9 protein-coding genes are annotated in these 11,954 nt (G+C 62.4%); 6 read left to right on the plus strand and 3 right to left on the minus strand.

What is annotated here, in order from left to right; all coding sequences use genetic code 11:
* Positions 1-19 precede the first annotated feature (19 nt).
* From OVA07_RS02855 to OVA07_RS02875, 5 genes are read left to right on the plus strand one after another with little or no spacing between them, the layout of a single operon-like run.
* Positions 20-1,120: a YncE family protein gene (locus tag OVA07_RS02855; protein WP_268169961.1), complete on the plus strand. Its 1,101-nt coding sequence runs from the start codon at positions 20-22 to the stop codon at positions 1,118-1,120.
* The gene (locus OVA07_RS02860) at positions 1,117-2,118 is read left to right on the plus strand and encodes a hypothetical protein (protein WP_268169962.1); all 1,002 of its coding nucleotides are present in this window, start codon (positions 1,117-1,119) and stop codon (positions 2,116-2,118) included. Before OVA07_RS02855 ends, OVA07_RS02860 begins: the two co-directional genes overlap by 4 nt.
* A complete protein-coding gene (locus OVA07_RS02865; protein WP_268169963.1) occupies positions 2,115-3,824 on the plus strand; it encodes an ABC transporter ATP-binding protein in 1,710 nt (569 codons plus the stop codon). Before OVA07_RS02860 ends, OVA07_RS02865 begins: the two co-directional genes overlap by 4 nt.
* The gene (qhpE, locus tag OVA07_RS02870; protein ID WP_268169964.1) at positions 3,817-4,488 is read left to right on the plus strand and encodes a subtilisin-like serine protease QhpE; all 672 of its coding nucleotides are present in this window, start codon (positions 3,817-3,819) and stop codon (positions 4,486-4,488) included. Before OVA07_RS02865 ends, qhpE begins: the two co-directional genes overlap by 8 nt.
* A 43-nt stretch (positions 4,489-4,531) precedes the next feature.
* Positions 4,532-6,547 carry a tetratricopeptide repeat-containing sulfotransferase family protein gene (locus tag OVA07_RS02875; RefSeq protein ID WP_442789661.1) on the plus strand — a complete coding sequence of 672 codons (2,016 nt, stop codon included), beginning with the start codon at positions 4,532-4,534 and terminating at the stop codon, positions 6,545-6,547.
* Positions 6,548-6,558: 11 nt separating this feature from the next.
* Here the strand turns inward: OVA07_RS02875 and OVA07_RS02880 are convergent, their stop codons facing one another.
* The 3 genes from OVA07_RS02880 to OVA07_RS02890 form a co-directional block, all read right to left on the minus strand.
* The gene (locus OVA07_RS02880) at positions 6,559-7,371 is read right to left on the minus strand and encodes a DUF6454 family protein (RefSeq protein WP_268169966.1); all 813 of its coding nucleotides are present in this window, start codon (positions 7,369-7,371) and stop codon (positions 6,559-6,561) included.
* Between the two features lie 176 nt (positions 7,372-7,547).
* Positions 7,548-10,262 (minus strand): TonB-dependent receptor, encoded by a 2,715-nt coding sequence (locus tag OVA07_RS02885; RefSeq protein WP_268169967.1) that lies wholly within the window; start codon positions 10,260-10,262, stop codon positions 7,548-7,550.
* 397 nt (positions 10,263-10,659) lie between these two features.
* On the minus strand, positions 10,660-11,097 hold the full coding sequence (locus tag OVA07_RS02890) for a VOC family protein (protein ID WP_268169968.1): 438 nt from the start codon (positions 11,095-11,097) through the stop codon (positions 10,660-10,662).
* Between the two features lie 84 nt (positions 11,098-11,181).
* Between OVA07_RS02890 and OVA07_RS02895 the strand changes: the two genes are divergently transcribed.
* Positions 11,182-11,937: an SIMPL domain-containing protein gene (locus OVA07_RS02895; protein WP_268169969.1), complete on the plus strand. Its 756-nt coding sequence runs from the start codon at positions 11,182-11,184 to the stop codon at positions 11,935-11,937.
* Positions 11,938-11,954 lie beyond the last annotated feature (17 nt).

Genomic DNA, 11,954 nt, shown 5'->3' on the forward strand with positions numbered 1-11,954 from the left:
ACCGGAAGAGCACGACCCCATGAAGAAATTCGCACTTTGCCTTGCCACTTTGACAGCGGGCCTGCTTGCCGGAACCACGGCGGCGCAAGGTTCAACCCTGTTCATGGGTTCCTATCCCGACAAGATGCTGATCGTGGACGAAGCGACCGGCACGGTGAAAGACCGCATCACACTGGCATCAGGCTTGCCCACATCGATGCGCCTGTCCAACGATTCCAAGAAGATCTACGTCACCACCATAACGACCAGCGGGATCGAGGTGATCGACACGTCGACCAAGAAGGTCGTCAATTCGTTCAGCCTCAACACCCCCACCACGCGCTACCGCTTCAACGGCGGCGTGCCCGATCCCACGGGGCGCTATTTTTACACCATGCTGACCAAGTTCGAAAAGCTGACGGACCGCTACACCGTCAGCCCGCAGATGTTCGGCGTGATCGACCTGCAAAAGAAAGCCGTGGTCCGCACCGCCGAAGTGCCGGAAGAAGACACCCGCAATCCCAACGCGGGCTGGCGCACCAGCTATATGATGTCGCAGGACGGCAAGACCCTGTTCCTCATCCGCGACAAGGTGCTGGTGATCGACACCGCTGATCTGAAGGTGAAAGACCGGATCGAGGTTTCCAAACCCGAAGCCACCGGCATCGAAGGCGTCAGCTTTGGCGGCGGGGTAGAAGCTCTTCGCAGCCCCACCGAATATGTCTCGCTGTTCAATGCGCAAGACCCCTATATCCGCAACAAGATCTTCGGCATCGGCCGCTTCAACCTTGCGACCAAGGCATTTGACTTCAAACCGATCGGCCCTGCCCCTTATGGTATGGCAGGCCTTCAGGTCTCGCCGGACATGAAACAGGGCTGGACCGTGGTCACCAACGGCACCGTGGGCAACAAGCGCTGCGAATTCTGGCACTTCGACCTCACCGTCAATCAGGTGAAGAACAAGGCGGAATTTCCCTGCCGCTCACGCTTCCAGTTCGGCATGTCGGGCGATGGCAAGCAGCTCTACATCTACGGCGCCAGCTACGACATCGAGATTTACGACGCGCAGACGCTGGCGCACGTAAAGACGGTCGATCTGGGCAACGACACCACCGGTGCCGGGATGATTATCACCCAGTGACCGCAACTGTCCTTCTTCGTGGACAGGGCGTGGCTGTGGCGGCAGCAGCGCATCTTCTGGGCAAAGCCGGGATCGAAATCGCGCTCGAACCCGGCACCCGCCGCCTGGTGCCGGTCATCATGCTCAGCGATCCGGCCCTAGCGCTGTTGCGCGATGTATTCGGCAAGCCCCACCTCTTTGCCGACCGCCCCCGGATCGAACGCCGTATCGTTCGCTGGGGTAACGGCAATCCGGTTGCCATGCCCCATGGTGCGGTGGTGATTTCGGAAGATGACCTTGCCGCTGCCCTTGCTCCGGCCCGTGCCCTACCCCCAGCAGGCGCGCCATCATTCACCATCCACGCCGCCGCCCCGTTCCCGGCGCAAGACATGCTCCGCTTTGGCGAGCGCCTGTCTTCCACCGCGCGCGTCACCCTTGCGCCCCACGCGCCGCCCGCCACCTGCTGGATCGAATCAACCCGCGACGGCTGGCTGTTCCTGATCCCTGATGGTCCCGGCAGCGCATGGCTGCTGGCCATAGGCGGCGTACCCGATGCTCTGCTGGCACAGGCGTCGATGATCGCCCCGCTCATCGCGGCCCTCGGTCCTCCCGGACACAGCTTCGACACCTCGCCCCGTATGCTGGCCAAGCTTTCCGGCGACAATTGGCTCGCCTGCGGCACCGCCGCGCTGGCCTTTGATCCGATCTGCGGCGATGGCACCGCGCAAGCCACCCGCGAAGCCATCCTTGCCAGCGCGGTCGTCACCGCCATCGCACGCGGCGAAGACCCGGCAGCACTGTGCAGCCACTATCACGCCATGCTGCTCGCTTCTCTGCGCCGCCATCTGCAACTGTCGCTGCCGTTTTATGCCGGCGGCGGCACATCATCTTGGTGGCAGGACCAGTTCGCCACCGCCCGCGCCGGATATGATGCCACGACCGCTCTGCTGGGCCGCCAGCCCGAACCCCGCTTTTCCCTGTCCGGCTTCGACCTGATCCACCGGGACCGCGCCGCATGACCGCCCCCAAAATCGTCCCCCAAAAAATCGCGCCATGGAGCACCTACAAGCGCCTGTGGCCATGGCTGCGCCCTTACGCCCCGCGCCTTGCGCTGGTCCTGCTCGCCAGCCTGCTGGCCACCGGGTTCACCCTTGCCCAGCCGTGGATCTCCAAGCTGATGATCGACGAAGCGCTGCTCAAGCGTGACGGGCAAGCCCTGCTGCGCATCGCCGGGCTGATGGTCGGCGTCACCCTCGGCGGCTTTGTCGTCAACGCGCTCGTCTCCTACCGCTATGTCGCACTTTCGGCACAGATGCTGTTCGACATGCGCGTCGCCCTGTTGCGCCATCTGCAAACGCTCAGCCCGCGCTTTTATGGCAGCTTCCGGCTGGGCGATCTGATGTCGCGCCTCAACAGCGATGTGTCCGATGTGCAGCGCGCGGCGGGCGATACGCTGCTGTCAGCCTTAAGCAACCTGCTGTTCTTTGCAGGCAGCGTGGCAATGATGCTGTGGCTCGACTGGAAGCTGTTTCTGGTCGGCACCGTGCTGGTCCCGCTGGCCGTCGCCAGCTTCCTGCATTTTCAGCGCCGCATGACCGATCTGACCCGCCAGATGCGCGAAAGCGGGGCAGATATCGGCAGCCTGCTGGTCGACACCATCATGGGCATGCGCACGGTCAGCGCGCTTGGCGCAGAAGCGCACGAGGCACAGCGCTTCGGCGCGGCCAATGCGGGCTTCATCCAGACCATGCTCAGGATGCAGACCGTCTCGTTCCTGACCGGCGCACTGCCCGGCACCATCGTCACCACCTCCACCGCCGCCGTCATCATCTATGGCGGCAAACAGATCATCGATGGCACCATGACCATCGGTGCACTGGTCGCCTTCCTCACCTATCATGGCCGCCTGCTCGGCCCGGTGCAGGCGCTGATGGGCCTTACCGCCAGCCTCGCCTCGGCCCGCGTGGCGCTGGCCCGTATCTTCGAACTGTTCGACACCCGCCCCGAAGTCATCGATCCTGTCACCCCCCGCGCCCTGCCCCGCATCGCGCACCATATCCGGCTGGATGGCGTGACCATGCACCATGGCCGCGACGCTGTGTTGCAGGACGTCAGCCTCGCCATCCCCGCAGGCTCGCTCACCGCCATTCTCGGCCCATCGGGCGCGGGCAAATCCACGCTGGCAGACCTGCTCGTGCGCTTCCTCGATCCGGTTGCCGGCCGCATCACCATCGATGATGTTGACTTGCGCGATGTGGCGCTGTCTGACCTGCGTCAGCGCGTGTTGCTGGTCGATCAGGCCCCCTTCCTATTCAACGCCACCATTGCCGAAAACATCGCCTTCGCCCTGCCCCACGCTTCGCCCGCCGCGATCCACGCCGCAGCCAGCGCCGCTGGGCTGGACGCGCTGATCGCCCGCCTGCCCGAAGGTCTTGCCACCCGCACCGGCGAACGCGGCCTTGCCCTGTCGGCGGGTGAACGCCACCGCATCGCCATTGCCCGCGCCCTGTTGCGCGCGCCCGACGTGCTGATCCTTGACGAACCCACCGCCGCACTGGACGAGGCAACCGAGCGCCTTGTCGCCAGTGGCCTGCGTCGCGCGCTGCCCCACGCCACGCTGATCGTCATCACCCACAAGCCCGCACTGGCCGTCATGGCCGATCACGTGATCCGCCTGAACCACGGTCACGCCGAAATCGAACCGCAGGTCACCGTTCATGGCTGAAACCCTGCGCATCGCGGTGATCGACAGCGGCGTCCACCCCGACCATCCGCACATCAATGCGGCGTGCCTGCTCCCCGGCCTGTCGATCCTCGCCGATGGCACCGTGTTGACCGATCCTGCCGAAACGCTCGACCGCTTGGGCCACGGCACCGCCGTCACCGCCGCCATTCAGGAAGTCAGCCCCCAAGCGCAAATCCTGCCCATCCGCGTCTTCCGCGATGGCCTGCGCGCCAGCGCCCGCGCCTTGGCGGGAGCCATTCGCTGCGCCATCGAAGCGCGTGCCAATCTCATCAACCTCAGCCTCGGCACCGCCAACCCCGCCCATGCCGATGTGTTCGGCGTGCTGGCGGATGAAGCTTTGGCGTCCGGCAGCCTCATCATCGCCGCAGCCGAGGCGCAAGGCCAACCCTGCTGGCCCGGCTGCCTGCGCCAAGTCATCGGCGTAGGGCTGGACTGGGACATTCCGCGCGGTGCTCCGCGGCTCTCGCCTAATGGCACCATCATGGCTTCAGGCTATCCCCGTCCCATCCCCGGCGTCGAACCCCAACGCAACCTTTACGGCATCAGCTTTGCCGTCGCCCAAGTCACCGGCTGGGCCGCCGCAAACCATGCCATAACCCGCGCAGACCTGTTGGCACACCTCACCGAATCCTGCGCCGATTGACGTACACCCAATCCCCACACCCGCGCCTAGGATCGCTGGCATGATGGCACAAACGCTCGCCCCGCCCGCACACGCTCTGGCGCAGGCCGAACAGTTGCTTGAAGCCAGCCCGCACCTCGCCCTGACGCAGGCCGAAGATATCCTGCGCGCGTCGCCCGGCTTTGCTCCGGCAGAATTCCTCGCCGCCCGCGCCTTGCGCCGCATGGGTAAATCGGCCGCAGCACTCAAACGGCTTGACCTTCTCGCGCAGGGCGCCCCCCGGCTCCCGCCCGCCGTGCTGTGGGAACTGGCGCAGGCCGCGATCGATGCCGGACAGAACGCCCGCGCCATCGCCACACTGGAAACGCTCACTCAACAGCATCCCACCGTCGCGCAAGGCTGGTTCCTGCTGGCGCGCGAACAGCGCAAGGCAGGCCATGATGACCTTGGCTGGCAGGCAGACCTGTCCGCCGTCCACGCCTCATCCCGCGATCCCGAGTTGCTGAAAGCCGCCATTGCGGTGAACGACGGCGCGCTGGATCAAGCCGAAACGCTTCTCGCCGCCAGACTGCAACGCCTGCCCGATGATCCGCCATCGCTGCGCATGCTGGGTGAAATCGCATGGCGGCGCGGCGATATGACCGTTGCCATCGCCCATGTCGAACGCGCCATCCACGCCGCCCCCGGCTTTGATCTGGCGCGCGATTTCCTGATCCGCCTGCTGATGCAGACCAACCGCCTGCCCGAAGCGCTGATTCATGCCGAAACGCTGGGCCAATCGCCCATCCATACACCGGGGCACGATCTCATCCTCGCCTCGGTCCTTGTCAAACTGGGCCATCAGGAACGCGCGGGCAAGATCTATCTCCGCCTGCTGAACCTTCAGCCCGATCAGCCGCAAGTGTGGCAGAACCTTGGCCACGTCCTCAAAACACTTGGCCAACAAGCACAGGCGGTGGATGCCTATCGTCAGGCCGTCACCCGCCAGCCCACCATGGGCGAAGCTTGGTGGAGCCTTGCCAACCTGAAAACGGTAAAGCTGACCGCTGGCGATATCACCGCCATGCAAGGCGCGCTCGCCACGCTTGAACCCGATGCCGAAGCCCGCAAGGAAGACCTGTTCCACCTGCACTTCTCGCTGGGCAAGGCATTTGAAGATGCCAAGGACTACGCCGCATCGTTCCATCACTACGACCGGGGCAACGCCCTGCGCCGCACGATGATCCGCCACGATGCCGTCGCCTTCTCCGCCGAAGCCCACACCACAACAAAAGCCTTCAGCCCCGCCTTCATCGCACAGGTGCCGGACGGTGGCTGCCCCGCGCCCGATCCCATATTCATCGTCGGTCTGCCGCGCTCCGGCTCCACTCTTGTCGAACAGATCCTTGCCAGTCACAGCCATGTCGAAGGCACGATGGAACTGCCCGACATGATGATGATCGCCGCCCGCCTGCAATCACGGGTAGACGAAGGCGAATTTGCCGATTTCGCCATGATGATCGCCGCCCTCAGCCCATCAGACCGCACCCGGCTGGGCGACGAATATATCGCACGCACCCGCGTCCACCGGCAAACCGACAAACCGCTGTTCATCGACAAGATGCCGAACAACTGGCAGCACACCGGCCTGATCCGGCTGATCCTGCCCAATGCAAAGATCATCGACGCGCGCCGCAACCCGCTGTCGTGCTGCCTGTCCGGCTGGAAACAACACTTCGCGCGCGGCCAGACCTTCAGCTATGATCTGACAGAAATCGGCCAGTATTACCGCGATTACGTGGAGTTGATGGCCGCTTACGATGCCGCTGCCCCCGGCGCGGTGCACCGCGTCATCTACGAAAACATGGTGGCCGATACCGAAACCGAAGTGCGTCGCCTGCTGGCCCACATCGGCCTGCCGTTCGAACCGGCCTGCCTTGAATTCTACAAGAACGACCGCGCCGTGCGCACCGCCAGTTCCGAACAGGTGCGTAAGCCCATCTTCACCGACGGGCTTGATCCGTGGCGCAATTACGAACCCTGGCTCGCCCCGCTGAAGGAAGCGCTGGGACCGGTGCTGTCAGACTACGATTGGGCCTGACCGGATGGCGTTTAAACCTCCAGCCGGAAATGGAACACCCGGCTCGGCCCATCTTCCGGGATCACATACAGATCGCGCCCGTCAATCGCCATGCCTTCGCCAGTGTAAGGCCCGCCCCGGCCAAATGGCCTAACCGGTCCCACCGCGCCCGCACGCAGGGTTTTGGTCAGTTTCATCGTCTTCATGTCGATCCAGTCGACGGTCCCGGTCCACCATGTCAGGCTGCCACCCGCCACCAGTTGCCCGCCCATGACCTTCATGTCCTGATAATGGGTCAGCGACGGGTTGGGCACGGTCCGCACCGCGCCATTTTGGGTAAGGTCAAAGACATACAGCAACTTGCTGTCCCAATTGCCCGCCACAAGCTGGTCACCATCCGCCGCAACGCAACCCAGATGGTCAGCCACATGAATCCTGCGCCGCACTTTCAGCGTCTTGGCATCGATTTCGATCAGCACGGCAGAACTGTCCGGCTTCATTTCAGCCACCGGAACCCAGATCGACCCGCCCGAAATCGATATTCCGCCCGGATGGTATCGCGCCCCGTCAGTCAGTTCCAGCCGCCGCAGGAACTTGCCGGTCGCCCTGTCGAACTCGTGAATATAGCCTTTGCGTCTGCCCCCATCGACTGACGTTACCCAGATACGCTGGCCATCCAGTTCCAGCCCCTGAACATGGAACAGTTCGCCATCCAGCTTTAGCGCGCCCATCAGTTGCGCATCTTCGATGGTGTTGACGAATTCTCCCGGCACCGCCGCTATTGAAAAGCTCGACAGCCCCAGCAAAAGCGCCGTCAAACCGTACCGTCTGGCCTTGCGGATCATTCCCTGTGCCCCTTTTGCGACCTTCCCGGCCCGATCCGCAGTGGCAAAGGGATGTGTCAGCGCAATTGCGGCAGTGCAGCATTTGTCGCCGTTTCGTCGCGGATTCACGTAAAAAAGCCCCCGTGGCGAACCACGGGGGCAAGGTGTTACCTACGCAGGGTAAACTGATGTGCCGATCAGAAGCGCTGGCCCCAGCGCATCCCGAAGAACTGCGGCTTGATCGTGAACGTGCGTGACGAACCAGAGCAGAACGTGATCGAGCAGAAGGTATTGCGCGTCAGTTCGCCGCGTTTGTCAAAGGCGTTCTGGATGAACACGTCCAGCGTCCAGTTGGCCTTCTTCACGCCTGCCGAAAAGTCGAAGCTGATGAAGCCCGGCGTCGTGCACGAACGGCCCGCATCGGTTTCAGCATCGGCAATTTCGGGGCAGACCAGCAGATTGTTGTTATAGACGTTGAGGTTCTGGGTGGCGTTTGACTGATACAGCGCCGCGCCCTGGATATAGGCATCGGCATCGCCCAGCACCGTGTCATACCTTATCGACGTGGTGCCCTTGAACCGGGGCTGGCGCGGCAGGCGGGTGCCCGATGCAGCGGCCACTTCTTCCACCGGCGGACTCCCGAACGTGGCGCCTGCGGTGCAAGTGGCAAGCTGGTCAATCGACAGGCTGGTCGGGTCGAACTTGAAGTTGCAGAAGTTCCCCTTCAGCGCCGCGTTGTTATACGCGCCGTTGGTCGAAATGGTGAACTTGCCCAGCTTCAGGTCGGCGTCGAATTCCAGACCATAGACGCGCGCCTTGCCCGCGTTGCCGGTCATCCCCGCGCCTTGCGTGCCCGCAATCACCACGCTGTACTGGATGTTGTCCCAGGTTTCGTAATAGGCGGCGGCGTTAAAGCGGAACATGTTGTTCCAGGTGGTTTTCACACCCAGTTCGAAGTTGGTCAGTTCTTCCGACTTGAACGCCGGAACCGTCGCCACGCCCACGTTGCGAATGCGCAAGGGCCGGTTGAAACCACCGGGGCGGAACCCGGTGGAATAGTTGAAGTAGACCATCTTCGAAGGTTCGAACTGCCAGTTCAGCGCAACCTTGTGGGTTTCACCCTCTTCCTTGTACCGGCCCACCTGATCGGCGGCGGCAAGGTTCGAGTTCAGGCACTGCAAACGCTCTGCCGGAAGCGGAATCGGACACCCCATCGTGCCGGTCGGCACATAGAGCGACGATACCGTATTACGCGCCGAAGCCGCCACACCGGCAAAGCCAACCACCTGATATTCCGTCCAGAAGTAACGCAGGCCCGCGGTCAGCTTCAGCGTCGGGGTAATGTCGTAATGCCCCTCACCAAAGATGGCGTAGTCCTTCCAGTCCTGATCCTGTTCGGTCATGTAAAAGGCATCGCCCTTTACCGCCGGTGATCCCAGAACCATCGTGCCGCCCTGCGCCACCGGAATACCGAAGCCTGCCGGGTTACTGTCACCACCGCCGGACATGGTGTAGCCCGCGATGTTGTCCAGCCCGCGCGTGGCGTAGTTGTTGTTCACCTCGTTCTTCTGCGAATGATAGAACCCGCCCAGGGTCACGTTGAACGGCCAGCTTTTCGGCGTGGTCAGGCGCACTTCCTGCGTGAACTTCTTCTCGTTGCGCAGCCCGTGATAATACTGCTGCGGATTGATAAGGGTGTTGCACTTCAGCGTCGCGCCCGATCCGGTGCAGCCGTTCTTGTCAAAGAACTGCAGGTAGTTTTCATACCCCGGCCCGAACCCGTCATACGTCACGGTATAATAGGTATAATCGTTCAGCAGCTTGGTCTGGCGCTGGTAATAGCCGGTGGCCGAAACCACGTCCCAGTCACCGATATGGCCATGCACGGTCAGCGCCGCCTGATACCATTTGTCGTCCTGGCTGGTCACGTCATAGTCGTGCACTTCCAGATCGCCCACGCGGGGGTCGAACCCGAAATAGCCATTGGCAACCTGCTTTTGCGCGGTGATCTGCGGCGACACTTCCCAGCCCGGCGCCATTTCCCACAGCAGTTGCAGACGGCCGCCATATTCCTCGATCGTGTTGTAATCGTCCTTGGCGATGGCAGAGTTGTCGAGGGTGTAATTCGTGTTGGGATTGTTATCGCCCAGCGTCAGTGTCGCGCTGCTTCCATCGTTGAACTTGCCGTTGTTAGGCGTGTTGTCGATATATCCGCCGTCGCGCCGGTAATACCCCATCGCGCGCACCGCCAGATTGCTGGCGATGGGCACGTTGATGAAGCTTTCATACTGGCCGCCGAAATCGCCCTTGCCGTATTTGTTCACCTCGGCGTTATAGCCATATTCAAGCCGGTCCATCTTCGGCTTGTTGGTGATGAAACGGATCGTGCCCGCCAGCGATCCCGCGCCATAAAGCGTGCCCTGTGGCCCCGAAAGCGCCTCGACACGCTCGACATCATAAACGTGAATGTCGGGCACGCCGGTTCCGGTGATGGGAATATCGTCAAGGTAGTAACCGACCGAGGCATAGGCCCCGCCTGCGGGCACGATGCCTCGAAAATAGGCGGTGGTGCGGCCCGGCCCAAGGCCCGCGAAGGAAACCGATGGCAACAGGGTGGCAAAGTCGGTCAGACCTTTGACCTGTCGCTGCTCCAGCATTTCCGATCCCAGCGCCTGCATCGAAATCGGCACTTTCTGGATCGACGTCGCTTCGCGCGTTGCCGTCACCACGATTTCGCCCAGGCCCCCGCCACTCTGATCGTCTGCCTGTTCGGCAGCGGGGACAACAGCCTGTGCCTCATCGCTCACCGGCTCTGCCGCCAGTGCGGCCATCGGCACGGTAAGGGTGGAAAGGATTGTGCTGGCAGCCAGCATCCTCATCGATCGCGACCTGAACCCAACCTGCTTCTTCATTCGATCTACCCCCTAAATACCGAGGCGCACCTGAAACCGCGCCAGTCCTCTTCCCTCCCAACTTCCCTTCTGCCCCGCACCGCAGCATCGTCTTGGATGCCGCAACCGTGCGGGCGCATTTCACAAGGGCAAACGTCCCCGCCGCCAGAAACGCGCATGTTTCTGGCCCAGCCACTGCGGCGCGGCCTGCTCAAATCTGGTCGTTTACCCCTGCAACGAGCGCAGCCTTTTCGGCAGTTTTATGACGCTCGTCCGGGATTGATAATGCTGCAGGGCAACATGGAGTCAACTTCCTTTTTGGTTTCACTTGCACCCTATTTAGCGGGCGCAAAAAAGGCGCGCGAACCGCTATCGGTCCACGCGCCTTTCATCCGGGGCAATGCTCAGCGCGTCGCGCTTACCAGGTGCCCACGTTCTCCATGCTCACCCATGGCTCCTGCGGCGGCAGATGCCCGTCCTGCAAAAGCTCGACGGAAACACCGTCGGGCGTCTTCACAAACGCCATGTGCCCATCACGCGGCGGGCGGTGGACGATATGCCCCGCATCCATAATCCGCTGACACGTCTCGTAAATATTCTCCACCTGATAGGCCAGATGGCCAAAGTTGCGTCCGCTGCCATAGACCTCACCGGGCGATCCGTCTTCCGGTGGCCAGTTATGCGTCAGTTCCACCTCGGCCACCCCCTCGTCGCCGGGGACGGCCAGAAAGATCAGGGTAAAACGCCCCTTCTCGCTGTCGAAGCGGCGCACTTCCTTCACGCCGATCAGGTCGAAAAAGGCAATCGTGGCATCCGGGTCGGTCACCCGGATCATGCTGTGCAGGAACTTCGTCACAGGATAGGCTCGCTTCCGTTCAAAATCAGTTCATCGACATAATCGCACATTTCACCGCAAGAATTAATCCGCAGGGAGATAACGATGCCGAACGAAGATAGTCAGGACAACGCTCCGGCCCAAGCCCCCACCGCGCGCTTTCTTGAACATCGCACGGCTCTCATCCCCGTCGGCATCCTTGCGGCCGGCCTTGTGCTGGGCGGATGGTTCATCGGTGACGGTTTCCGCCGCGCCAAAGTGGCCGACCGCGCAGTCACCGTGCGCGGCCTTGCCGAACGCGAAGTGACCGCAGACCTTGCCACATGGACGCTGGCCTATTCTGCCACCGCACCCGATCTGGCCAGCGCGCAGGCTAGTGTCGATCGTGACAGTCAGGCCATCCGTGCCTTCTTCACCGAACTCGGCTTTCCCGCCGATGCGCTGCAACCCACCGGCGTCAACGTGCAGACCATGACCAACAATGGCGTGGTCAGCTTTTCCGTGCGCCAGCGGATGACCCTGCGCACCACCGATATCGACCGCGCGCAAAAGGCGGTGAAGCGCCAGTTCGATCTCGTCCGGCGCGGCGTCATGCTCGAAGAAGGATCAGGCATGGCCTACACTTTCACCCGGTTGAACGCGATCAAGCCCGAAATGGTCGCCGCCGCCACCAAGGATGCCCGTTCCGCCGCCGAACAGTTCGCGCACGATAGCGGCGCATCCGTCGACGGTATCAAGACCGCCAGCCAGGGCTATTTCGAAATTACAGCGCGCGATGGCGATGGTGGCGGTTGGGGTGTGTCGGACACGCCCTACAAAAAGGTCCGTGTGGTCACCACGATCGACTTCTACCTTCGCTAAGACCTCGCCCCGGTGTT

Source organism: Novosphingobium sp. SL115 (assembly GCF_026672515.1).
Taxonomy (GTDB): Bacteria; Pseudomonadota; Alphaproteobacteria; order Sphingomonadales; family Sphingomonadaceae; genus Novosphingobium.

Coding starts and splice junctions, on each gene's coding strand:
- OVA07_RS02855 (WP_268169961.1), top strand. CDS start 20: ATGAAGAAATTCGCACTTTGCCTTGCCACTTTGACAGCGGGCCTGCTT.
- OVA07_RS02865 (WP_268169963.1), top strand. CDS start 2,115: ATGACCGCCCCCAAAATCGTCCCCCAAAAAATCGCGCCATGGAGCACC.
- qhpE (WP_268169964.1), top strand. CDS start 3,817: ATGGCTGAAACCCTGCGCATCGCGGTGATCGACAGCGGCGTCCACCCC.
- OVA07_RS02875 (WP_442789661.1), top strand. CDS start 4,532: ATGGCACAAACGCTCGCCCCGCCCGCACACGCTCTGGCGCAGGCCGAA.
- OVA07_RS02880 (WP_268169966.1), bottom strand. CDS start 7,371: ATGATCCGCAAGGCCAGACGGTACGGTTTGACGGCGCTTTTGCTGGGG.
- OVA07_RS02885 (WP_268169967.1), bottom strand. CDS start 10,262: ATGAAGAAGCAGGTTGGGTTCAGGTCGCGATCGATGAGGATGCTGGCT.
- OVA07_RS02895 (WP_268169969.1), top strand. CDS start 11,182: ATGCCGAACGAAGATAGTCAGGACAACGCTCCGGCCCAAGCCCCCACC.